At 63.1% G+C, this 22,675-nt stretch carries 18 protein-coding genes; 8 read left to right on the top strand and 10 right to left on the bottom strand.

Annotation, left to right across the window (positions count from 1 at the left end):
• Positions 1 to 42: 42 nt before the first annotated feature.
• Complete coding sequence (locus NPX02_RS16175; RefSeq protein WP_260294819.1) at positions 43 to 321, top strand: hypothetical protein; 279 nt, start codon at positions 43 to 45, stop codon at positions 319 to 321.
• Between the two features lie 202 nt (positions 322 to 523).
• Here NPX02_RS16175 and NPX02_RS16170 read toward each other — a convergent pair whose 3' ends face one another.
• The 3 genes from NPX02_RS16170 to NPX02_RS16160 form a co-directional block, all read right to left on the bottom strand.
• The gene (locus NPX02_RS16170) at positions 524 to 1,180 is read right to left on the bottom strand and encodes a class GN sortase (RefSeq protein ID WP_260294818.1); all 657 of its coding nucleotides are present in this window, start codon (positions 1,178 to 1,180) and stop codon (positions 524 to 526) included.
• Positions 1,177 to 3,420, bottom strand: coding sequence for a marine proteobacterial sortase target protein (locus NPX02_RS16165; protein ID WP_260294817.1), 2,244 nt, complete (start codon positions 3,418 to 3,420; stop codon positions 1,177 to 1,179). Before NPX02_RS16165 ends, NPX02_RS16170 begins: the two co-directional genes overlap by 4 nt.
• Positions 3,421 to 3,769: 349 nt before the next feature.
• Positions 3,770 to 4,519, bottom strand: a complete 750-nt coding sequence (locus tag NPX02_RS16160) for an OmpA family protein (protein ID WP_260294816.1) — start codon at positions 4,517 to 4,519, stop codon at positions 3,770 to 3,772.
• 755 nt (positions 4,520 to 5,274) lie between these two features.
• On the opposite strand from NPX02_RS16160, the gene NPX02_RS16155 reads away from it, so the two are divergent.
• Positions 5,275 to 6,153 (top strand): helix-turn-helix transcriptional regulator, encoded by an 879-nt coding sequence (locus NPX02_RS16155; RefSeq protein ID WP_260294815.1) that lies wholly within the window; start codon positions 5,275 to 5,277, stop codon positions 6,151 to 6,153.
• A 23-nt stretch (positions 6,154 to 6,176) separates the two neighbouring features.
• Here NPX02_RS16155 and NPX02_RS16150 read toward each other — a convergent pair whose 3' ends face one another.
• From NPX02_RS16150 to NPX02_RS16140, 3 genes are all read right to left on the bottom strand, one after another.
• Positions 6,177 to 6,425 (bottom strand): hypothetical protein, encoded by a 249-nt coding sequence (locus NPX02_RS16150; protein ID WP_260294814.1) that lies wholly within the window; start codon positions 6,423 to 6,425, stop codon positions 6,177 to 6,179.
• 503 nt (positions 6,426 to 6,928) lie between these two features.
• A complete protein-coding gene (locus tag NPX02_RS16145) occupies positions 6,929 to 9,019 on the bottom strand; it encodes a sensor histidine kinase (RefSeq protein ID WP_260294813.1) in 2,091 nt (696 codons plus the stop codon).
• A 198-nt stretch (positions 9,020 to 9,217) separates the two neighbouring features.
• Complete coding sequence (locus tag NPX02_RS16140; RefSeq protein WP_260294812.1) at positions 9,218 to 10,585, bottom strand: sigma-54-dependent transcriptional regulator; 1,368 nt, start codon at positions 10,583 to 10,585, stop codon at positions 9,218 to 9,220.
• 635 nt (positions 10,586 to 11,220) lie between these two features.
• On the opposite strand from NPX02_RS16140, the gene mobB reads away from it, so the two are divergent.
• From mobB to pdsS, 3 genes are all read left to right on the top strand, one after another.
• Entirely contained in the window at positions 11,221 to 11,799 is a 579-nt protein-coding gene (gene mobB / locus NPX02_RS16135; RefSeq protein WP_260294811.1) for a molybdopterin-guanine dinucleotide biosynthesis protein B, read from the top strand.
• A gap of 69 nt (positions 11,800 to 11,868) precedes the next feature.
• Entirely contained in the window at positions 11,869 to 12,579 is a 711-nt protein-coding gene (gene pdsR / locus NPX02_RS16130) for a proteobacterial dedicated sortase system response regulator (RefSeq protein ID WP_260294810.1), read from the top strand.
• Positions 12,576 to 14,696 (top strand): proteobacterial dedicated sortase system histidine kinase, encoded by a 2,121-nt coding sequence (pdsS, locus tag NPX02_RS16125; RefSeq protein WP_260294809.1) that lies wholly within the window; start codon positions 12,576 to 12,578, stop codon positions 14,694 to 14,696. Before pdsR ends, pdsS begins: the two co-directional genes overlap by 4 nt.
• Here pdsS and NPX02_RS16120 read toward each other — a convergent pair.
• Together NPX02_RS16120 and NPX02_RS16115 are read right to left on the bottom strand one after the other, a co-directional pair.
• A complete protein-coding gene (locus NPX02_RS16120) occupies positions 14,693 to 15,469 on the bottom strand; it encodes an ABC transporter permease (protein ID WP_260294808.1) in 777 nt (258 codons plus the stop codon). The two genes, pdsS and NPX02_RS16120, sit on opposite strands and share 4 nt — an antisense overlap.
• On the bottom strand, positions 15,466 to 16,395 hold the full coding sequence (locus tag NPX02_RS16115) for an ABC transporter ATP-binding protein (RefSeq protein WP_260294807.1): 930 nt from the start codon (positions 16,393 to 16,395) through the stop codon (positions 15,466 to 15,468). Before NPX02_RS16115 ends, NPX02_RS16120 begins: the two co-directional genes overlap by 4 nt.
• Before the next feature lie 620 nt (positions 16,396 to 17,015).
• On the opposite strand from NPX02_RS16115, the gene NPX02_RS16110 reads away from it, so the two are divergent.
• Positions 17,016 to 18,143: an NAD(P)/FAD-dependent oxidoreductase gene (locus tag NPX02_RS16110; RefSeq protein WP_260294806.1), complete on the top strand. Its 1,128-nt coding sequence runs from the start codon at positions 17,016 to 17,018 to the stop codon at positions 18,141 to 18,143.
• 420 nt (positions 18,144 to 18,563) lie between these two features.
• Here the strand turns inward: NPX02_RS16110 and ptsP are convergent, their stop codons facing one another.
• Both ptsP and NPX02_RS16100 read right to left on the bottom strand, forming a co-directional pair.
• Positions 18,564 to 20,828, bottom strand: coding sequence for a phosphoenolpyruvate--protein phosphotransferase (gene ptsP, locus NPX02_RS16105; protein WP_260294844.1), 2,265 nt, complete (start codon positions 20,826 to 20,828; stop codon positions 18,564 to 18,566).
• Positions 20,829 to 20,834: 6 nt separating this feature from the next.
• Positions 20,835 to 21,359, bottom strand: a complete 525-nt coding sequence (locus tag NPX02_RS16100) for an RNA pyrophosphohydrolase (RefSeq protein WP_260294805.1) — start codon at positions 21,357 to 21,359, stop codon at positions 20,835 to 20,837.
• 186 nt (positions 21,360 to 21,545) lie between these two features.
• Here NPX02_RS16100 and NPX02_RS16095 point away from each other — a divergent pair, with 186 nt between their 5' ends.
• Both NPX02_RS16095 and NPX02_RS16090 read left to right on the top strand, forming a co-directional pair.
• Positions 21,546 to 22,202, top strand: a complete 657-nt coding sequence (locus NPX02_RS16095) for a histidinol-phosphatase (protein WP_260294804.1) — start codon at positions 21,546 to 21,548, stop codon at positions 22,200 to 22,202.
• A gap of 49 nt (positions 22,203 to 22,251) precedes the next feature.
• Positions 22,252 to 22,458 carry a hypothetical protein gene (locus NPX02_RS16090; RefSeq protein ID WP_260294802.1) on the top strand — a complete coding sequence of 69 codons (207 nt, stop codon included), beginning with the start codon at positions 22,252 to 22,254 and terminating at the stop codon, positions 22,456 to 22,458.
• Positions 22,459 to 22,675 lie beyond the last annotated feature (217 nt).

Raw genomic sequence — 22,675 nt, 5'->3', positions numbered from 1 at the left:
ATAGTAATAGATGAGAGAAAATTCCATCGGAGGGATCGAACCATGTTGACCCTTGAAGATTGCCTCGGCCTGTGTGAACTGGATGAGAACGAGATCATGGCTATTGCCGAGCATGAACATGTCCCCGAAATTGTTGCCCTCGAAATGGCCCAGTACCTGGTCCATCTGCCGGAAGGGACCGTGGTCATCAAACGCATGATACTGGATGATATTCAACACGCCCGGGAGAACAACAACCTGGCTCACGCGGAAGCGCTGCAAAACGCGCTGAAACATTTTATCGATACCCATCCGGAGTCCAAACCGCTGCGGCATGACTGAGCCCCTGGCGGCCATCCCGTCCAGGCCCGTAGGGCTCGCGCATGAATAATTTCGCAGTACCGAGGGCGTCGCCGGGTTACTCTGGGCGCCACGCTGGCAAGGCATGCTTTGCAGGCAATGGCCGTTCCCTTGGCAAAAAGCGTAACGCTGCCAGCGGGGTCCATTTGCGACCGAATACCGAAACTTATTTTTGCGTGAGCCCTTAGAGATAGACCCTGCGCCCACCGGTCGATGTGGCGGCAGCCGGAGGCGGCGGAATCGCCCCGCCGCCCAGCACCGGGATGGCACGGATAACAAAGCGTTCCGGCCCGCCCGGGGTCAGGGCATCAAAGGGGTAACAGGTGATCAGCGTCAGCAGGGTCTGCCCCTGTTCGAGCAGCCAGAGATCGGACTGGTCATGCACTTCGGCGCTCACGACCGCATACATCAGCCCTTCGCCATTCGCCGGAGTCAGCTCCAGGCGGTCGCCCGGCCGCAGATCGCGGAGAAAGCGGAAATGGGTATCCCGATGCCCGCTGATCACGCTGTTCCCCGCCTGCCCGGGAAGGGCGGTGCCCGGGAGATGACCCGGACCGAAGGCCAGGGTGCGACCGCTGGCGCCGGACAGCACCACCTGATCGACCGCCAGCCGCGGCACCCGCAGCCGGGCCAGCGACCAGGTATCGGCCCAGGGCCAGGGGCGTATCCGCTCGCCGCCCGCCCGGGTGGTCTGCCAGGCCGACTGCAGCAGATACTGGGCCAGCCACGCCTTGGCCTGGATATAGCCGCCGGCGGCGACCTGCCAACTGCCGCCCAGGATCAACAGCGCCGCCAGCAGCCGACGCAGGCGGACCCCGGATTCAACCCGGCACCACTTCATACCCGCCTCCCGCCGGCGCTGGCGTTATCGGCGCTGGCGTTATCCATGCAGGGCGCCAAGCCGGCCCGGAGGGTGGACCAACGGGAGATCAGCAGGCCGCCGATCAGCAGCAGCGTGCCCAGCAGCAGATTCCACTCCGACGCCGTTGCGGTCTGCGGCAGACTGCCGAACACCTTGGCCGCGCTCCAGCCCTGGGGCAGATCGGTCGGCAGCGCCTTGCTGCTCAGCCCCTGGTCAGCCGGCCTGGACGGCGTCTTGTCCACGGCCACCAGACTGGTGTAGCGGCTGACCAGCCGATGCGGCAGCGCCACATCCAGGACCGCCTGGCGTATCCCGGCCTCGGCCTCGCCCTGGGCCATCCGGTCCATCAGATCGGCGATCTTGCGACGTGCCCAGAGCTGATGCACCCCGGCGCGGGCCGCGCCGCCCCGCAGGGTCGCCTGCTGCCGCCAGGGGGTGCCGCCGGCATCGCCGGCCAGCTCCAGACGCGGCTCGGCCCCAGCCATCTTCGGCGCCGCCATCTTCAGCGCCGCCATTTTCAGCACCACGAGGACCGGCTCCCCCTGATAGAGATCGGGTATCCGCGCCGGCCACATCTCCACCGGCTGATCTTGCGGCCAGCGGATCTCGATGTCGGTCAGGCGCGGGGTTTCCAGGCGGGCAAACAGGGCCGCCATCTTTTCAGCCACCTCCGCCACCTTGCCGATATAGGTGAAGGTCCCGCGGCCGAATTGGGCCGCCCGGGTCATGAAGAAGCTGTTCGGTGCCGAGCCGATCCCCACCGTGAACAGCCGGCTGTCGCCGAGCTGCCGGTGAATCAGGCCGAACAGCGCCTGCTCGTTGCCCACGCTGCCGTCGGTGAGAAAAACAATCTGCCGCAACACCCCCTGCTTAGGGCCCGCGGCCTGCTGTCCCAGCGCCAGTTGCAGGGCCGGCAACATCTCGGTCCCGCCATCGGCCGTCAGGCCCTCGACATACTGCCGGGCGAGCCGCAGGTTGCCGGGGTCGGCAGCCACCGCGCCGGGAAACAGCGCCGCGGTGCGGTGATTGAACTGGATCACATTGAACCGGTCGGCCGGATCGAGCCGCTGCAGGGCCAGCTGGAGGGCGGCGCGGGCCTGGATGATGGAGTCGCCGTGCATCGAACCCGAGGTATCGATCACATAGATCACCTCCCGCGGTATGCGGGGTGCCGCGGAGTTCACCCGGTCCGGCGGCATCAGCATCAGCAACGCATACTCGTCGCCCTGCCAGGATTCACTGAACAGGGCCGCCCGCGGGGCATCGCCGGGCTCGGGCACCCAGAGCAGTTCAAAATCGCGGTCCGCCGGCACCTCCGCGGCCTGCAGGGTCAGGTGATGGATAGCCTGGGCATCGCTCTCGATCCGCATCGGGTGGTAGACACTCTCCAGGCGTGACAGCGGCATGCCGGCATCGAGGCGGATGCCGATGCTCACCGGGTTGACCGGGCCTTCCCGCGGATCCACCACCGGCGGCGTGATCCGCGAGGCGTCGGGCACCGCCGCGGTGTCACTGGCCCAACCACTGCCTTGAAACGCCGTCACCTCGGCCGCCTCGACCGCCTCACCCGGAATATAGCGGGGCGCCACCACCAACGGGAAGCGCAGCCGGAACTCGCCCTGCCGGTAGGCGACCGTCTGCTGATACTCGATCTCCACCTGCACGATTTCACCGGGCGCGATATTGGCCACGACGGTGGTAAAGATATTGGGTCGCTCCTGGCTCAGCAGGCTGGCCTTGCGGCCCGACCGTTTGGCCGCCTCGTAGGTTTTCCGGGCCGCCTCCTTCTCCTGGATCTCGCCCTCGATCAGGCGCTCGCCGATGCGCAGGCGCATCCGGTCGACCGCCGCATCCTCGGGCAGGGGAAACACATAGGTGCCCTCCACCCATTCGGTCCCGGGATTGTGGAAGCGCTGGCGCACCGTCACCCGCGCCAGCATGCCGCCGACCTGCATCTGCACATCGGTATGCAGCAGCGGCGCATCCACCGCCACCCCGCCACTGGCCAGCCTGAGCAGCAGACTGCCGCGGCGCACCTGGTCCGGGCCGAGCGGTGCCGATGGCGCTTCGACGAGAGACTCCGCCGCCTCCACCGGGGTGATGAAGATAAACACCAGCAGCCCCAGCAGCAGCGCCGTGACGACACCCGCCAGCAGCGAGGCCAGGGAGGTGAACCACATATCCCGCCCCAGATAATTAATCGTTTTTTGCCTTGTCATGACGCTCCCCCTGGGTTCTTTTTCCGTGATGGTAACTTCTCACGGGGTGATTGGCCTGCCTTGTTGGCCGATCTTGATGGCGCCTCGAATCCGGCCCCGTTTTCAAATTCAAGCCTGCCCTTGTTTGAGCGCCGCGAGTTTGGGCAGGCGCTGAAAAAGGAGCTGGATTCGAGGAGATAAGCCATCGTGTGAGGCCAACAAGGCAGGCCAATCGCATACAGACCGGGTGAGTAGTTACCCGTGTTGGTCATAACCGGCCCGGGGACCGGGCACAGTCGGTACAGTTCCCGGCTCATCGCCTCCGGGGAACAGTAGATAAACTGTTCGCTCAAGGGTTGAATGCGGCGGTTCATGACGCCGCACCGTCGCGGAAGCGGATCACCACCTGGCGGTCATAACCCAGCCCCTCCCGGTCGGCGGCGGGATAGCGGGCCGCGGCTTCCCCGTGCGCCTGATGGACAATACGTCCGCTCTCCAGGCCATGCCGGAGCAGCTGTTCCACCACCGCCTGGGCGCGCGCCTGGCTGAGTGCCCGGTTGCCCTCTTCGCTTCCGCGACGGTCCGCATAGGCGTGCACCTCGATGTTCAGCCCGGCGAGGGTCTGCAACGCCACCACCAGCCGTTCCAGGGCGAGTCGATCATCCGCTTCTATTACACTCTGCCCGGTGCGGAAATAGAGACGATAGACAAAGCCACCGGCGATGGCCTGCAGTTGCTGCCTGCCTCGCCACTCCGCCGATGCCAGCCGTTCCTCGAGCTGGCGCTGGCGACCGGCCTCAGCCTGGTGCAGCCGCTCCAGTCGTGCCAGCTCCTGCCGCGCGCTGTGCAGGTCGGATTCCAGTCCCGCACTGCGTCCCGCCAGCGCACCGCCAACGGCACCGACGATAAAGCCTGGCGGCCCGGCCAGCAGCGCACCGGCAACCGCTCCGACCCCGCCCCCCTGCCACTCCCCCGGGTAGCGGTTTTCGCTACCCGCCACGTCGCCACCCCGCCACTGCTCCAGGCCCCCGTCCACGGCCCATCCCGGCGACTGATAGGCGTGGGCGTTGCCGGACAGCATCACGCCGGCCAGCAGGGAAAAAAGTACACTTCGGTTCATCGCTTGCTCCTGTTAGGGCCTGGAAAGAAATCACTGTTACGGATTGCGCCGAGCTTTCTTTAAACTGATGGGGCGTTTGCCTTCAAGGCACGGCAAGGCGCGCATAGTCGTTCTATGCAAGTCTTGCCGTAACGCCGAAGGCGGACGAAAAGACCAGCAAGACGTAGTAGTTATTTATTGACAGGCCCAATGGTCCAGCGCACCTTCCCTGGTGAGGCAGTCATCCTGACTTGCGCCGGTTGCCTGTTGTGTTGCGGACATTAAACGGGAGCCGGGTGGCAGAGGAGTTTCGTTGAACGGGCAATCCGCTGTCAGAATCGGGCGGAAATGTGGCAATTTGTCCGAACACTCCCCGGCAACTGGTACAAATCGGCCCAATTGCCCAACACGGTTTTCCGTGAATGGGGCGGAAACGGGCAACAGACCGCCGCCAGGAGTCTGTCGAGCTCGACCGATCGTAGCGAGGGAAAGCCGGTTTGAGACCGATATTTACAGGGGAGAAGTGGTGCGGGAATGCACCGTTTACGGGCCCAAGGATGGACTTGTGGACCCATTTAATGAAAAAGAGCCGAAAATCTGGCCCAATCCCGATTTTCCGCAGTAAATCAGCATTAGGTCCGACAGACTCCCAGACAATCGCCCCGGGTGGTGCCGGGCAGTGCGGTACGAAATTTGCCTGATCTCGAAGCATTCACCCCATGGAGACAGGGAATTCATTGATGGCTGCCTTGACGTCACCCCACAACGATGCATTCATGAGTGTCAAACAGGTGGCCGAGTACCTGCACCTGAATGAGAAAAAGATCTACTCGCTGATCAATGAAGGCGGTATCCCCGCCACCAAGATTACCGGCAAATGGATGTTTCCGCGCGAACTGGTGGACCGCTGGATGCTGGACTCCACCCATGGCGGCCTGCTCAGCGACCGCCTGGTGATTTCCGGCGGCGAGGACCCCCTGCTCTACTACCTGATCCAGGAGTTCGCCCGGGAGACGGGGGCTCACGCCCTGATCAGCTATACGCCCACCAGCACCCGGCTGGGGCTGGATCTGCTGCAGGCCAACCGGGTCGACGCCAGCGGCATTCACTGGGGACCGGAGGCGGAGAGTCACGTGCGCCATCCGGCACTGCTGAGCCAGTACTCGCAGCACCGCCAGTGGGTGCTGATCCGCGCCTTCAAACGGGAACAGGGACTGGTGATGCGTCGGGAGATTGCCGAGCGGCTCGATAACCCGCAACAGCTGTTCAATCCCGGACACCGTTGGGTGCTGCGCCAGACCGGGTCGGGGGCGCAGCGTTTCCTGCTGGAGCTGTTGAGTCACTACGGGATCAACAAGGATCAGTTGAACGGGGCGCTTACCGCGCTGTCCGAGCGGCAAGCCGCCGCCGCGATTGCCATGCAGCGGGCCGATATCGCACCCGGCACCCGGGCCACCGCAACCGAATATGGCATGGAATTCATCCCCTTCGGCTGGGTTTCATTCGATCTGGCACTGCCCCGGGCAATCTGGTTCAGGCGGCTGTTTCAGGATCTCCTGGCGCGGCTGAAATCCCAGCCTTGCCAGGCCATGGCGGATATATTGAACGGCTACGATCTGGAGGGTGCCGGTGATCTGGTCTGGGGGGATGAGTAGACCGGCCGGGCAGGAAAGCAGCGTTATTCGGGAGCGTTGAGCCCCTTCAACGCGATGCCCAGACGATCTCCTTCAAGGTACTGGAAACAGCGGGTACTCCACTCATCCACCGTGATAGTGCCATCGGCCAGCATGGCGGAGACCACCAGCCCCCACTGGATCAGATAGGCATTCTTTTCCAGCAACCGGGTGTGCTGATCCAGTATCTCCCGACGCTGCTTGTCCAGCTTCTCGAGCTCTTGCTCAATGAATAAACCGTGCTCATCTGCCATTACGCCACCCTTGTTCAATCGGTTTCGTGGTATCCGCTGCCGGAATCATATCCCGGCACCCCACCCCGCGCCTACCCTCCACGGGAGGATTACGGCGAATATCCTATAAAAACGTAACTACTCACCCGGTCTGTACGTGATTGGCCTGCCTTGTTGGCCGATCTTGATGGCACCTCGAATCCGGCCCCATTCTCAGATTCAAGCCTGCCCTTGTTTGAGCGAAGCGAGTTTGGGCAGGCGCTGAAAATGGGGCCGGATTCGAGGAGACAAGCCATCACGTGAGGCCGGCAAGGCAGGACAATCACCCCGTGAGCATTGGCGGATGCGCCTACCGGCTTATCCACCCTACATCCTTACCCCGTGAGCAGTTACATAAAAACTATAGCTTAACGCCAATTTGAGCCCGATTCTCCGGGCTTTCCGCAGCCGCTCAGCGTTGTTTGAGAGGGGTCGAAGGGTGGGGTAAGCGATGCCTCTTATCGCGGCATTGATTCGCCCGGCTCCTAGAGCAGGGCATGCAACTGCTCCTCGATGGTCTCTTCATCCGTCGCCATGACCGGCTCGCTCAACAGCCAGACGGAGAAGCAGGCGCCCTCCCCGGGTTTCGATGTGACGGTGATATTGCCGCCGTAGCGCCGGATCAGGCCATAACTGACCGAGAGGCCGAGGCCGCTGCCCTCGCCCGTGCGCTTGGTGCTGAAAAAAGGATTGAAGACCCGGCCGATCGCCTCGTCATCCATCCCCATGCCGTTGTCCCGGACCCGGATGACCACCCCCTGCCCCTTCCAGTCGCGGGTGCTGATCTCGATCTCGCCGCCCCCGGCGGGAAGGGCATGGACCGCATTCACCACCAGATTGACAATGACCTGCTGCAGCTCCTGTTCGTTGATCTCCACGCTTCCTGTCGCCTGCAACGACAGGTTGATGACGAACTCCCGCTGCTTGCGCAGGTGCCTGACCAGTGCCAGGGTGTGCTCGACCACGCCGTTGACGTCCACCTGGGTCAGGTAACCCGCATACTCATCGGGCCGCGCATACTGCAGCAGATTGTTGACGATATCCTTGATCCGGTAGATCTGCTCCATCACCAGGCGGATCTCCTGCTCCACCGGTTTGATGGCCGGTCCGAGCTCGGCTGTGATCAGATCCAGATTGCCGAGCATCACCGCGGCCGGGTTGTTGATCTCGTGGGCCACCCCGGCGGTGAGCTCCCCCAGCGCCGCCAGCTTCTCCGCCACCACCAGCTGCTGGCGCGTCTCCCGCAGGGCGCGGATGGTGCGTTGCAGGTCCTGGTTCTTGCTCTGCAGTTCGGCGGTTCGCTCTTCGACCTTGTGTTCCAGCTGATCGGCCCAGGCCTGGATCTGCCGGCTGCGCTCCGCCAGCAGGTCCAGCATCGCATCGAACTCGCGCGCCAGCTCGCCGATCTCGTCGCGCGAGGCGAGCGCACCGACCCGCCGCGCACCCCCCGCGCGGGTGGCCCGGACCACTTGGCTCATCTTCTCCAGCGGCTTGAATATCGACTTGGCCCCCACCACCGCCAGCAGCGAGGAGATCCCCATCAGCAGCAGAAACAGCAGCACCAGCATTCCCAGCGCCCGCCACAGCGCCGTTCTGAACGGTTCCTCCAGAAAACCGGCATAGAGCATGCCGACCCGTTGGCCGTGCACGTCCTCGATCGGCTCATAGGCCGAGAGATACCAGTCGTTGACCACGAAGGCGCTGTCGATCCACGCCTCACCCCGGTCCAGCACCTGGCTACGCACCTCGTTGGAGACCCGGGTACCCAGTGCCCGCTCTCCCGGACGCAGCGGCACATTGGTAGTGATGCGCACATCATCGATAAACACGGTCACCGTGCCGATGCTCCCCTCCGGCAGGCTCCCGGGCCCATACACCAGGTCACGAATGGTATCGACAAAGGCGAAATTCCCGTTCAGGGAGACCGCCCCCTCCACCACCGCCACCAGCCGGCCCTGCGTATCCTCCACCGGGTGTAGCGCGCGGATCATCATCGCCCGGTCTTCGGTGTTTCTGCGCGTGGGCCGGGCCTTGTCGGTGTCGATCAGCGGCAGCCGGTTCTGCCGTGCCAGCGCAGGGGATATCCGTTCCAGCTCGGCCTGGTCGAAAATCTCCACCGCCACCCGGGGCTCGCCACGCAGCGCCGCCACCAGGGACGGGGACGACTTTGCCGGCACCGCGCCGTCCGCCGGACGCCCATACAGGTTGCCCTGACGATCCAGCAGACGCAGGTAGGTAAATCCCGCCGACCGTTTCAGTGCCGCCAGCTGGGTCTGGACCGCATCGAGCTGTTGCGCCTCCAGGGCGGTGCGAAAGCTGTAGGATTCGGTCAGGCGTCCCAACCGGGCCAGATAATCCTCGCGGATGCGGCGAAAAATATCATGGGAGACCGAAAGGTCCGTGTTCACCTTGAGATAAAGCTGAGCGTAGGTGGTGCTGGCCCCCCAGTAGATGGCCAGCGCCAGCGCAATCGGCATAATCAGCACGATCGGGAACAGCACCAGGGTCAGCAGCTTGTAACGCAGCGTCCCCTGGATCCGCCCGATCACTTTTAAAAACAGATTCGGTTTCCCCATCTGATCCGAATGCTACTTAGTTAAGCTTAAAACTCCCGTCATTCCGGCGCAGGCCGGAATCCAGAGAAGCGACCACCATTGGTGGATATGGATCCCGGCCTGCGCCGGGATGACGATCTACTTACTTTCACGGGAATAGACTACCTAATTAAGTGCCATTCCCATCTGATCCCTGATTTCGGGAAAAATAAAGGCGCTCTACCCCACCATCCCCCAGACCTGGATTTTCCGCTCCAGGGTCTTGCGGGAGATGCCCAGCAGCCGGGCAGCAGCGGATTTGTTGCCCCCCTCGCTCTCCAGCACCCGCAGGATATGCCGCTTCTCCACGCTCTCCAGCTGCAGATCGCCGACGGCGTCCGCCGCGGCGACCGCTTCACCGCCGGCCAGTGATTTGCCCAGACACTGGCTCGGACTACTGTTGAGCAGCAGGCAGCGCTCGATCACATTTTTCAGCTCGCGCACATTGCCCGGCCAGTCGTAGCTGCCCAGGCAGGCCAGGTCGGTGGGCGAAAACACCGGCGGTTCGACGCCCAGCTCAGCCGCCAGGGAGCGGCTGAAATGGTCCGTCAGCACCGGAATATCTCCCAATCGTTCCCGTAGCGACGGCATGCGGATCGAGAGCACATTCAACCGGTAGAAGAGATCCTCACGAAACGCCCCGCTATGCACCAGCTCACTCAGATCGCGGTTGGTGGCCGCGATGATCCGCACCGCCACCGGCACCTCCTTGTTGGAACCAACCGGGCGTACCGTGCGCTCTTCCAACACCCGCAACAGATGCGCCTGCATGGAGAGCGGCATCTCGCCGATCTCATCCAGAAACAGGGTCCCCTCGTTGGCGTAAGTGAACAGCCCCTCGCGCGCCTGGTGGGCCCCGGTGAAGGCCCCCTTGATATGGCCGAACAGCTCACTCTCCAGCAACTCCGCCGATATAGCCCCGCAATTCACCGGCACAAAACTGCCGGGGCGGCCGCTCCACTCGTGGATGGCCCGGGCCGCCAGTTCCTTGCCGGTCCCGGACTCGCCCTCGATCAGTACCGTGGACGGCATGGGTGCCACCCGCTTGATCACCTGGCAGAGATTACGGATCAGTTCGCACTCCCCCACCATGCCCGACTTGTCAAACAGGTGATCCACCTGGCGACGCAGCACAAAATTCTCCCGCTGCATCTTCTGGCGATCCATGTAGCGCTGCACCGAGGCCATCATCTGCTCCATACGAAAAGGCTTCATAATGAAATCCTCCGCGCCGGCGCGGAGCGCGGCGATGGCGGTCTCCAGGTCGGCGTAGGCGGTCATGAAGATCACGCCGGTTGCGGCCCCCTGCTCACGCAACTCGGTCACCCATTCGACGCCGGTACGCCCCGGCAAGCGGATGTCGGCAATGATCAGATCAAAATAACAGCGCTCATGCAGTATTTCGGCGGCGGTGGCGCTCTCCGCGGTCTCCACCAGGCCAAAATACTTCTGCAAGCCACGCTGCAGGAAACTGCGTATCCCGGGCTCATCATCCACAATCAATACCGAGGTCATGCGGGTACTTGATTCCACCTCGAGGGTATCCATGACATGCTCTCCCACCTTCACCACCTTACCTTTGGATTCTGATAATCGAATAAGAAAAAACAGGGCGTCCTCTAGGAGTCCGTCAGACTTAACGCTGATCTACTGCGGAAAAGCCGGATTTGGCCATATTTCCCGATCTTTCTCGTTAAATAGGTCCACTATTCGCCTCGAAAGATCGAAAAATCTGGCTCAAACCGGCTTTCCCTCGCTACGATCGGTCAAGCCCGACGGACTCCTCGACATCTCATCGTTCTATTGCATACGGATGACCGATCAGCCCATATCGATCCCGGGAGCCAGTCAGGTTTCACCCTGAACGACTGCAAAAAATCCGTGTAGCGCTCACGAAGTATGGGACATTTTGACGCAATTGCCAGCTGGCGCACCAAGACAAATTGACCTTGTAGCGGGCCGTAGCCCCCTCTTTCCCCTCCTCACCCCGGCCAAACAGGCCCATCCACTCTGACAAACCGCCCCTTTTGTGGATTTTCTTCCAATCGGTCCGCGGGAATGCAAGGCAATAATCGAACCACCCCAGGTAAACCCATTGGCACTGTTATTGCTCTTATGGTTAGAAGCGGTCATCCGCCGAACCATCGAACGGCGCCGCGAAAACCGGCCAGGAGAGAATACGTATGATTGAATTCCCGCTCCCGCTCATAGGTTTCAGCGCCTTCAGTGGCACCGGGAAAACCACCCTGCTGACCCGACTGCTGCCGCTGTTGAAACGCCAGGGGCTGCGCATCGGCGCCATCAAGCACGCCCATCACCGGTTCGAAATCGACCACCGGGAGAAGGACAGCTACCGGCTGCGCAAGGCGGGGGCGGAACAGATGCTAGTGGCGTCGCGTAACCGCATCGCCCTGATCACCGAACTGCCGGAACGGCTAACCGATGAGCCGACCCTTGCCGAACTGCTCAAGGCCCTGGACCCCACCACCCTGGATTTGGTCCTGGTGGAGGGGTTCAAAAAGGAGCATATTCCGAAGATCGAGCTGCACCGTCCCAGTCTCGGCAAACGGCTGCTCTACCCGGACGACCCCGATATCATCGCCATCGCCACGGATGACCGCCTCGCCACCCCACCCTGTCACATCCCGGTACTGAATCTCAATCAGCCGGATGCGATCGTCGACTTCCTGCTCAACCACTGCTTCCACCAGGATCGTCAGCCGGCCCCGGTGATTCCGCTGCGGGAGCAGCGACAGCTGTAGCGAAGGCACCCACTTATTAGCGGCCCGGATATGGTGTAGAGTGAGCGGCAAAAGCCATCCCCGGACACCATGAAGAAACTGATTGCCATTGTTGAAGACGAACCCGCCATCCGGGAAAACTACGCCGACCTGCTGCGCCGCCACGGCTACGAGGTGAAGGGTTACGCCACGCGCCAGGAGGCCAATGACGCCTTCCGCCAGCGCCTGCCCGACCTGGCGATCCTGGATATCGGCCTGAATGACGAGATGGAGGGGGGCTTTACCCTGTGTCGTGAGCTGCGCGCCCGCTCCACCACCCTGCCGATCATCTTTCTCACCGCCCGGGACAGTGAGCTGGACACTGTCTCCGGCCTGCGCCTGGGCGCCGACGACTACCTCACCAAGGAGATCAGCCTGGCCCATCTGGCGGCGCGCATCTCGGCCCTGTTCCGGCGCATGGAGGCGCTGCAGCAGCCGGTCCGGGAGGAGAAGGTGCTATTGCGCGGCGAGCTGAGACTGGATCTGGACCGGCTGCAGGTGAGCTGGCGGGGCACCCCGATCGACCTGACCCTGACCGAGTTCTGGTTCGTGCACGCGCTCAGCCAGCGCCCCGGCCACGTGCGCAGCCGGGATCAGCTGATGGATGCTGCCAACATCCTGGTGGACGCCACCAGCATCAGCACCCACATCAAACGCATCCGGCGCAAGTTCGAGGAGTGTGACCACCACTTCGACGCCATCGAGACCGTCTACGGCATCGGCTATCGCTGGAACAGCACCGCATCGCCCGTTCCGGAATGACCCCCAGGCGCGGTTTCTTCCAGAGCATCCGCTTCAAGCTGCTGCTGGTCTCCCTCTCCCTGCTGGCCATTCCCTGGGCCGGGTATCGCTATATCCAGGAGACCGAACGGTTTCTGCGTCAGACCCAGGAGACCATGCTGCTGGGCACGGCCCAGGCGGTAGCCGCCATCCTCCACAACAGTCCCGCCATTATCAACTCCACCCGGGATGGCGAAACTGCCGACGCGGGCACCCCCCTGCAGTATGTCAACCGGCTGGAGCAGCCGATCCAGCTGGATGGCTACACCGAGGATTGGCTGCCCTATCTGGGCAACCTGCAGCGTTATCCGGCCGAGGGGGAGTGGCTGTTCGAAAGCATCCTGGGCGAGGACGCCGGTCACCTCTATCTGTTGCTCCGGGTGAATGACCAGCAGGTGCTGCACCACCCACCGGGCAGCGTCCGGCTGGACCAGGGCGATTATGTCGACATCACCCTGGGCGCCGCGGACGGCGGGGTCAGCCGTTACCGTATGGCCTCGACCGCCCCCGGCTGGGTCACCGCCCGCCGGCTGCCGGCCCCCGCCGGCAGCAGCGCCGAACCGATCGGCCGCGAGGACCGGATCCAGGGCGAGTGGCAGACCTCGGAGCGCGGCTACACCCTGGAAATGCGCATTCCCCGCTACCTGCTGGGGGAGCGCATCGCCATCACCGTGGCGGACCTGGACGATCCGGCCCAACCGCTGGCGCGTCGTCTGGTCAGCTCCACCGGCGACGGCCAGCCCACCCGACTGGGCCGCCTGGTGCGGCCGGACCCGGAGATCGGTCGCCTGATCGGCGGCCTGGAACACGAGAATGCCCGTATCTGGGTGGTCAACAACCAGCGCCTGGTGTTGGCCCGGCGCGGGCGCCTGCAGCCCCCGGAGGCGGTGACCGAAGCCGATGAACCGGTGCGCTTCTCCCCGCTGCAGCCGTTGATGCGCCTGATCCTGGATCAGCCCAGCGAGCACTTCCAGGATGACTTCACCCGCAGCGCCCGCCTGCAGGGCCGTGAGATCGACGCCGCCCTGACCGGCCAACCACAGTCGCGACGCAGGAACACGCCGGATGGGCGCGCGGTCATCCTCTCCGCCGCCTGGCCGATCCAGTCATCCGCCGGTGTGGCCGGGGCCGTGCTGGTGGAACAGACCACCAACCGGATACTGAGCCTGCAGAATCAGGCACTGGAACAGATCACCGGTACCACCCTGCTGCTGTTTCTGTTCGTTGGGCTCGCCATTCTCGGTTTTGCCAGTCTGCTGACCACCCGTATCCGCCGGCTCAACCAGCGCATTGAAACGGCGGTTACCAGTGACGGCAGGATTCAGGGCACCCTGTCAGCGGATCAATCGGCCGATGAAATCGGTGATCTGAGCCGCAGCTTCTCGGGTGTGCTGAATCGGCTCGCGGAGTACAACCGTTACCTGGAGGCGATGGCCTCGCGGCTTGCCCATGAGTTCAGAACCCCGCTGACCATCGTCCGCTCTTCCCTGGAAAACCTCCAGAGCGACCCGGCGGAGGGCGACCGGGAACGCTATCTGCTGCGCGCCCAGGAGGGGATCGAGCGGCTCGGGCTGATCCTGCACCGCATGCGTGAAGCGACCCGGCTGGAACAGCAGCTGCTGCAGACGGAACTGGCGCCGTTCGATCTCGGCGCCCTGCTGGAGATGGCCCTGGAGGGGTATCGAAGCGCCTTTCCGGATGTCACTTTCGAACTCGACCGCTGCAACGCACCGGTAATCATCCGCGGCGCCCCCGATCTGATCAGCCAGGCGCTGGATAAATTGATCAGCAATGCGGTCGATTTCCATCAACCCGGCAGCGCCATCCGGCTGATATTGAAAAAAACCGAGCGGCGCCTGGTGCGGCTGAGCGTCCGCAACATCGGCCCGCCCCTCCCCGAGGGGATGGAGCGGGAGCTGTTTGCCTCCATGGTTTCCATACGTAAAACCGGCGCCAGCGAACCCCACATGGGCCTGGGACTCTATCTGGTACGGCTGATCAGTGAGTTTCACGGCGGGCATGCCGAGGCACGTACCCTGGATGCGCACTCCGCGGTGGAATTCAGCCTGCTGCTGCCGTCAAGCCCGACAGACTCCTAACTCTTGATGCCGATGCCCCGGTTGAGCAGATAGAGGCTGAAGCCGGTGAGCGCAATGATAAACAGGAACACGATGCCGAGGGCCACCCCCATGGAGATATCCGACACCCCGAGCAGGCCATAGCGGAAGGCGTTGACCATATAGAGTATGGGATTGGCCAGGGAGATTTGCTGCCAGATCGGGGGCAGCATGTTGATGGAGTAGAAGACGCCGCCCAGATAGGTCAGCGGGGTGAGGATGAAGGTGGGGATGATGGAGATGTCGTCGAAACTGTTGGCATACACCGCGTTGATGAAGCCGGCCAGGGAGAACAGGATCGCGGTGAGGGTGAACACCGCCAGGGTCCAGCCATAGCTCTGCACCTGGATATCGGTGAAGAACAGCGACACGGCGGTGACCGCAATCCCCACCATCACCCCGCGGGCCACGCCACCGGCCACGTAACCGCCGAGGATCACCCAGTTGGGCACCGGCGAGATGATCAGCTCCTCCACATGGCGCTGGAACTTGCTGCTGAAGAAGGAGGAGACCACGTTGGAGTAGGAGTTGGTGATCACCGCCATCAGGATCAGCCCGGGCACGATGAAGTCGATATAGCGGAAACCGTCCATCTCGCCGATGCGCGAGCCGATCAGGTTGCCGAAGATGATGTAATAGAGCACCGTGGTGATCACCGGCGGCAGGATGGTCTGCAGCCAGATCCGGGTAAAACGCAGCAGCTCCTTGGTAAAGATGGTCCGAAAGGCGGTCCAATAGCGGCTGTAACGGGTCATTGGAGCGCCCCGTTACGCGCGCTCTCCACCATGTTCATGAACAGCTGTTCCAGGCGGTTCTGCTTGTTGCGCAGCGAGGTGACTCCGAGCCCCTGGGAGGAGAGCTGTTCAAACAGCTGATTGATACTCTGGCCGCTGCTCACCGCCACCTCGACCCGCTGCTCATCCAGCCGTTTCAGTTCAAACCCCTGCAGCTGCGGCAGTTCCGTGATGCGGTCGCGCAGGTTCAGCACGAAGGTCTCGGTGTGCAGCTGGTGCAGCAGCTGGTCCATGCGCGAGTGCTCCACGATACGCCCCTGATTGATGATGGCGATGTTGCGACAGAGGCTCTCCGCCTCCTCCAGATAATGGGTGGTGAGGATAATGGTGGTCCCCTGGCGGTTCAGCTCGCTCATGAACTCCCACATGGAGCGGCGGATCTCGATATCCACCCCGGCGGTCGGCTCATCCAGGATCAGCAGTTTCGGCCGGTGCACCAGGGCCCGGGCGATCATCAGCCGGCGCTTCATGCCGCCCGACAGGGTGCGCGACATCTGCAGGCGCTTGTCCCACAGGTCCAGCTGGCGCAGGCTCTCCTCGGCGCGCTGCCACGCCTCCTTGCGGGGGATGCCGTAGAAGCCGGCCTGATTGACCACGATCTCGCCGATCGGCTCCCACATATTGAAGTTGAACTCCTGCGGTACCAGGCCGATACAGGACTTGACCCCTTCGGGATCACGGTCCAGATCGTGGCCGAACACCTCCACCCGACCGGAGCTCTTGTTGACCAGGGAACTGATAATGCCGATGGCGGTGGACTTGCCGGCCCCGTTCGGCCCCAGCAGGGCGAAGAAGTCGCCCTCCGCAACGCTGACGTCTATCCCCTTCAGGGCCTCAAAGCCGTTTTTGTAGACCTTGCGCAGGTCGCTGATGTCGAGCGCATTCATGCGGCACATCCCTATGCCGCACCCTGGCGGGCGGCCTGCGGCCGTGAAAATTGTCTCTCCTGCCAGTTTTTCATCGGTTGCCTGTAAATCCGGGTAGTCGATCGGGGTAGCAGACGCACAATAGTGGAAACCGCACCCCCGGATCAACTGCCCGGATAGATACCATACCCACGGTCAAAGCCATGGCCCCAATATGGAGTCGTTGCCGATGAAATCAACCGTGGCTGCACACTGCCACCCAGTGGCATTGGTGGATGCGCCCACCGGCTTATCCACCCTATGAGGCTGCAAACCATGGCCGAACCGGATGAATAATCAGAAATATTATTCTCGCAGAGGCGCAAAGCACGCAAAGGCAGGGCGTACCCTTGTTTTCTTTGCGTTCTTGGCGTCTTGGCGAGAGATCAACGAAAACTGAAACTGCCCCTACGGGGTTATCCACCCAGTGACATTGGTGGATGCGCCTACCGGTTTATGCCCGAAAACGGTATATCCCTGTACCACTCATCACCCTACATCTGCTGTCAATGCCAGGGAGACGACCCGCTCAAAACCGATATAATGGCACCAAAGCGACCGGGGCCACCCCCGGCCAATAACAAGATCCCCGAGGTATAGCGATGAACAGAATCACCCTTGTCGGGGCCGGCTTCGCCGCCCTGACCGCCGTGCAGAAACTGCGCGCCGCCGATCCGGCCGCCGAGATCACCCTGGTGGCGCCGGCCCCCGAGTTCACCTATCTGCCCGGCACCATCTGGATCCCTTCCGGGCTGCGCCGGCCCGAGGATCTGCGCATCGACCTGGGCAACTTCTTCCGGCGCATGCGGGTTAATTTCCACCAGGGCTCGGCCAGCGGGATCGAAGCCGGGGGCCGCACCCTGTTGACCGACCGTGGCGCGATCGAAAACGACGGCCTGATCATCTGCTCCGGCGGACGTTTCATCAAGAAGCTGCCCGGCATCGAACACGCCATCACCCCCTGCGAGGGGATCCCGGCGGCCATCGAGATCCGCGACCGGTTGCGGGCGTTGCCGGGTGGCACCATCGCGGTCGGCTTCGCCGGCAACCCGAAGGAGCCCTCGGCCATGCGCGGCGGGCCCATGTTCGAATTCCTCTTCGGTATCGACCGGCAGCTGCGCCGCGAGGGCCGCCGGGAGCGGTTTAAGCTGGTCTTCTTCAGCCCGGCGGCGCAGCCCGGCCAACGCCTCGGACCCAAGGCGGTGCGCGGCCTGCTGCGGGAGATGAAGAAACGCGGCATCGACACCCACCTGGGCCACAAGATGAAACAGTTCACCGACCGCCAGGTGATCACCGAGGGGGGAGCATTCGACGCCGACCTGATCCTGTTCATGCCCGGCATGACCGGCAACCAGTGGTTCGACAACACCGACCTGCCGCGCTCCCCAGGCGGCCTGATCCAGGCGGATGCCCAGTGTCGGGTGATCGGCATGGAGCGGGTCTACGTGGCCGGCGATTCCGGCAGCTATCCCGGCCCCGAGTGGATGCCGAAACAGGCGCACATGGCCGACCTGCAGGCGGAGGCCGCGGCGGCCAATCTGCTGACGGAGCTCAAGGGAGGACAACCGGCGCGGACCTTCAAGGTGGAGCTGTTCTGCATCGTCGACAGCCAGACCAGCGGCAGCCTGGTGGCGCGCACCCCGAATTTCAACATCACCCTGCCGCAGCTGCGCGCGTTTCACTGGCTGAAACGGTTGTTCGAGTGGTGGTACCTGCGGCAGTACCGGTAACTCCGCCGTTTGGCGGTAGTTCGTAGCCGAGTAGGGTGGGTTAGCGGCGCACCACCACGACTCTTCCCGACCGCAGCAACGTCCCGGGCGCCGCGTAACCCACCGATTCCTGACCGCCAAATGGTGGGTTACGATGCGCACGGGGCGATATGTGCGAGGCGTCCTTGTCTGTTTGATGGGTTACGTCGTTCCTCCTCCACCCATCCTACATCTCTCCCACTGGTGGGATTATCCGTGGATTGGAGTTAATCCTGTAGGAGGCCCGCCCCCGGGCCGATATCGCGGCAAGGCGCCGCTCCTACAGGTGGGTCGTCCGTGGATTGGAGTTGGTCCGGTAGGAGGCCCGCCCCCGGGCCGATTGGCCGGGGCACCGCGCCTGAACGGTATTCGCGCCGGAGGGCTCCCGGGAGTCCCGGGTGGTTATTTGCCCGGCCGGATCAATCCGCCCAGGCCCATCTCGTCGAGGGATTTTTCCATTAGCTCACGCACCTGGCGGGCGTCGGTCATACGCAGCGCCGCCTGCAGCAGGCTCTTGGCCCGGGCCCGGCTGTAGCTGCGGATCACCCAGCGGATCTTCAGCAGGCTGCCGGCGCTCATGCTGATGCTGTCCACGCCCATGCCGAGCAGCAACACCGCGGCCAGGGGATTGCCCGCCAGTTCGCCACAGACGCTGACCGGACGGCGATAGAGGGCCGCCCCCTCGACAATCTGCACCAGCGCCTGCAACACCGCCGGATGCATGTCGTCAAAAATGGCGGCGACGCGGGGGTTGTTGCGATCCACCGCCAGCAGATACTGGGTCAGGTCGTTGGTGCCCACGGAGAGAAAATCGACCCGGCGTGCGATCTCGCCAATCTGGTAGACCGCCGCCGGCACCTCGATCATCACCCCGATCGGCGGCATCACCACCCCACGACCCTCTTCCAGCAGCTCATCGTGGGCTCGCCGGATCAACATCTGCAGCTCATCCACTTCCGAGACCTTGCTGATCATCGGCAACATGATGCGCAGATTATTCAGGCCGATATTGGCCCGCATCATGGCGCGGATCTGGGTCATGAAGATCTCCGGATGATCCAGCGAGATGCGCACCCCGCGCCAGCCGAGGAACGGGTTCGATTCGGCAAACGGGAAGTAGGGCAGCGGCTTGTCGCCGCCGATATCCAGGGTGCGCAGGATCACCGGGCGCGGGGCAAACGCGGCCAGCAGCTGCTGATAGCTCTCGAACTGGACCTCCTCGCCGGGGAAACGGTCACGCACGATATAGAGCAGCTCGGTGCGGTGCAGGCCGACCCCTTCGGACTCCTCCAGCCCCACGGTCATCACATCCGATATCAGGCCGGTATTGAGATGGAGCGGGAGTACGACCCCGTCCGTGGTCTCCGCCTTCAGCCCCTTCATCGCCTCCAGCTCCCTGGAGATCTCGGAATCCTCCCGGGCCAGGCGGGAATACTCGTCGCTGACCGACGGATCGGGCGAGACATAGACCCGCCCACGGTAGCCGTCGATGATGATATCCAGCCCTTCCAGCCGCCCCACCGGCAGATCGGTCACACCCATCACCGCGGGAACCCCCATGGCACGCGCCAGGATGGCCACATGGGAGGAGCTGGAGCCCTTGGCGGAGACGATACCGGCCAGCCGTTCCGCCGGCACCTCGGCCAGCTGCACGGCACTGATATCATCCCCCACCAGGATGGTTTTTTTCGGGTACGTGATCTCCCGGGGTTTATCCATCTGCAGATGGGTCAGGACACGCCGGCCGAGATCACGGATGTCCGAGGCGCGCTCCCGCAGGTAGATGTCATCCATGTTGTCGAACACCCGGGCGTGGGTTTCGATGGTACTGCGCAGCGCACTCTGCGCCCACTGCCCCTGCTCGATGCGCTCCACCGTCTGGCTGACCAGGGTGTCGCTCTCCAGCATCAGCAGCAGCGCATCGAACAGCGCCTGCTCCTCCACCGGCAGCTCGGTCGAGAGCCGCACCTTGAGCAGTTGCAACTCCTGCCGGGTCAGGGCGACCGCCTCCCTGAATGCGGCCACCTCGGCGGGGGCGTTGCTGGTGGTCCGATCCGGCACTGCGTCAAGATCCGCCAGCTGATAGGCCACCACGGCGCTGCCGGTGGCCACCCCGGGCGCACTTGGCTGGCCACTGAGATAGCGGTTCAGCGGACTGCGGGTAGGCTGCAGCTGGGTCAGTTCGCCGCTGGCCCGGGCGTGGGTGATCGCGCCGGCCAGCTGTGCCGCCAGGGTGAACAGGAAGGTGACTTCGTCATCGCCGAATTTGCGCGACTCCACCTGGCGCACCACCAGCACCCCCAGCACCTTGCGGTTCTGGATAATGGGCACACCGAGAAACCCCCGGTATTCGGTTTCACCCGTGGAATGGATAAAGAGATAGCGGGGATGACCCGTGGCGTCGTCCAGATTGACCGGCTCGGCCCGCTCACAGACCAGGCCGACCAGACCGCGGTGCATCGGCAGCCTGACCTTGCCGACCGCCTCCTGACGCAGACCCTCGGTGGCCAGCAGCACATGCTCACGGCGATCGAAATCGGTCAGATAGACCGAACAGACGTCGGTCTTGATCGCCAGCCTCACCCGCTGCACGATCAGCCGCAGCGCCTCCCCCAGGTCCGGCGCCGCGTTGACCTCCTGCACAATCCGGTGGAGCACTTCAAGCATCATCAGTCATCGCCTGTTCTGGCGCAGGAAGTTGGTCTGCGCGCGCGCGGGCGCACCTTCAGGAAACAGCAGGGGTGCCAGTTCCTCAAGTGCCTGCACATAGACCTTGCGCTTGAAATAGACGACCTCACGCAGAGGATGCCAATATTTTACCCAACGCCAGCTGTCAAATTCCGGTTTGGGCGCGTGATCCAGACAGAAATCCGTCTCTTCACACAGCACCCGCAGCAGATACCAGAGCTGTTTCTGACCGATGCAGAGCGGTTTGCAGTGGTGGCGCAGAAACCGTTTCGGTAACCGGTATTTGAGCCAGCCGGTCGTCACACCCACGATCTCCACCTGGTGCCGACGCAGCCCCACCTCCTCCTCGAGTTCGCGAAACATCGCCTGTTCGGCTGTCTCGCCTTCGTTGATACCGCCCTGAGGGAACTGCCAGGCATCCTGCCCTATCCGTCTGCCCCAGAAAAGTTGCCGCTGATTATTGCACAGTATAATGCCGACGTTAGGTCTATACCCTTCTGAATCAATCAAAGGAAAACCTGTTTAAGAATCAATAAACTGAGTTGATTGTTCCACACTCCACCACACTCCGGCAACCACCAGGGAGCGGCAGCAGGGCCGCAACCGCCAGTTTTTCTCTCCCGGCCGGGCAGGGATTGATTCCGCTGCCGCTTTCCGGGGTAAAATGCGCGACTCATTCTTAGCGGAGCCACCACCTTGCCATTAGCCATATTCGATCTCGACAACACCCTGCTCAACGGCGATTCGGATCACCTCTGGGGCGTCTTCCTGGCGGAACAGGGTATTGTGGATGGCGACTGGTACGAGCGCGAGAACGACCGCTTCTACCAGGAATACACAGAGGGACGGCTGGATATCTTCGAGTTTCTGCGCTTCTCCCTCAAACCGTTGAGCGAGCACTCCCCGGCCCAGTTGCAACAGTGGCACCAGGCCTTCATGCAGGAGAAGATCGAACCCATCCTGCTGCCCGCCGCCCGGGCGCTGGTGGAGCGGCACCGGGCCGCCGGGGATACCCTGCTGATCATCACCGCCACCAATGCCTTCGTGACCGCGCCCATCGCCGCCGCCTTCGGCGTTGAACACCTGATCGCCACCGAACCGGAGATGGTCGACGGCCGCTATACCGGTAACGTGGCCGGGACCCCCTGTTTCCGGGAGGGCAAGGTGACCCGGCTGAATCAGTGGCTGGGGCGGCATCGGCTGGACCTGGCCGGAAGCAGCTTCTACAGCGACTCGCACAACGACCTGCCCCTGCTGCAACGGGTGGAACACCCGGTGGCGGTCGATCCCGATGAAACCCTGGCGCGGCATGCCCGCGAGCGCGGCTGGCCCATTATCACCCTGAGGGAATGAACCGCGTGTTATAGTCAGCCCATCTGGTGTGGTCGGCTCGGAGGAAAAAATGAAGCAGAAGCCCTTTCTTCTGATAGTGGCGGTGCTGATCGGCGTCATCATCTACGCCTACTACGCCCCGAAGGAGTCCCCGGAGCGGGCCGCCACCCTCACCCCGAAGCAGTACATCGAGCTGGTGGAGCAGAAAAAACAGGAGCGCAAGGCGCAGGCGGCGGAAGCGGCGAAGCTGGAGCAGGCGGAGACGCAACGGCAATAGCCCTTACCCATAAGCGGGCCGGACTGCATCCGGGCGTAGGATGGGTGGAGCGCCCCCCTGAACTCTCCGCCGGCTCCCACTCCGGCGCGCAACCCATCGCATACCTGCATCCGCATCCGAAGATGGGTTACGGCGCACCCAACCACCGCGAACAGCCGTCAACAAGGGTGCGCGCCTCCACCCATCCTACACGCTAAGTGTGGCTTCCAATAGCCGT

The organism is Sedimenticola hydrogenitrophicus (genome assembly GCF_025175675.1).
Lineage (GTDB): Bacteria > Pseudomonadota > Gammaproteobacteria > Chromatiales > Chromatiaceae > Sedimenticola > Sedimenticola hydrogenitrophicus.
The sequence above is the reverse complement of the archived record's forward strand: the minus strand, read 5'-3'. Positions and strand labels throughout refer to the sequence as shown.

What these genes read in the sequence shown, in the direction of transcription:
- NPX02_RS16175 (WP_260294819.1), top strand. Translation starts at nt 43, where the DNA reads ATGTTGACCCTTGAAGATTGCCTCGGCCTGTGTGAACTGGATGAGAAC.
- NPX02_RS16170 (WP_260294818.1), bottom strand. Translation starts at nt 1,180, where the DNA reads ATGAAGTGGTGCCGGGTTGAATCCGGGGTCCGCCTGCGTCGGCTGCTG.
- NPX02_RS16165 (WP_260294817.1), bottom strand. Translation starts at nt 3,420, where the DNA reads ATGACAAGGCAAAAAACGATTAATTATCTGGGGCGGGATATGTGGTTC.
- NPX02_RS16160 (WP_260294816.1), bottom strand. Translation starts at nt 4,519, where the DNA reads ATGAACCGAAGTGTACTTTTTTCCCTGCTGGCCGGCGTGATGCTGTCC.
- NPX02_RS16155 (WP_260294815.1), top strand. Translation starts at nt 5,275, where the DNA reads ATGAGTGTCAAACAGGTGGCCGAGTACCTGCACCTGAATGAGAAAAAG.
- NPX02_RS16150 (WP_260294814.1), bottom strand. Translation starts at nt 6,425, where the DNA reads ATGGCAGATGAGCACGGTTTATTCATTGAGCAAGAGCTCGAGAAGCTG.
- NPX02_RS16145 (WP_260294813.1), bottom strand. Translation starts at nt 9,019, where the DNA reads ATGGGGAAACCGAATCTGTTTTTAAAAGTGATCGGGCGGATCCAGGGG.
- NPX02_RS16140 (WP_260294812.1), bottom strand. Translation starts at nt 10,585, where the DNA reads ATGGATACCCTCGAGGTGGAATCAAGTACCCGCATGACCTCGGTATTG.
- mobB (WP_260294811.1), top strand. Translation starts at nt 11,221, where the DNA reads ATGATTGAATTCCCGCTCCCGCTCATAGGTTTCAGCGCCTTCAGTGGC.
- pdsR (WP_260294810.1), top strand. Translation starts at nt 11,869, where the DNA reads ATGAAGAAACTGATTGCCATTGTTGAAGACGAACCCGCCATCCGGGAA.
- pdsS (WP_260294809.1), top strand. Translation starts at nt 12,576, where the DNA reads ATGACCCCCAGGCGCGGTTTCTTCCAGAGCATCCGCTTCAAGCTGCTG.
- NPX02_RS16120 (WP_260294808.1), bottom strand. Translation starts at nt 15,469, where the DNA reads ATGACCCGTTACAGCCGCTATTGGACCGCCTTTCGGACCATCTTTACC.
- NPX02_RS16115 (WP_260294807.1), bottom strand. Translation starts at nt 16,395, where the DNA reads ATGAATGCGCTCGACATCAGCGACCTGCGCAAGGTCTACAAAAACGGC.
- NPX02_RS16110 (WP_260294806.1), top strand. Translation starts at nt 17,016, where the DNA reads ATGAACAGAATCACCCTTGTCGGGGCCGGCTTCGCCGCCCTGACCGCC.
- ptsP (WP_260294844.1), bottom strand. Translation starts at nt 20,828, where the DNA reads ATGCTTGAAGTGCTCCACCGGATTGTGCAGGAGGTCAACGCGGCGCCG.
- NPX02_RS16090 (WP_260294802.1), top strand. Translation starts at nt 22,252, where the DNA reads ATGAAGCAGAAGCCCTTTCTTCTGATAGTGGCGGTGCTGATCGGCGTC.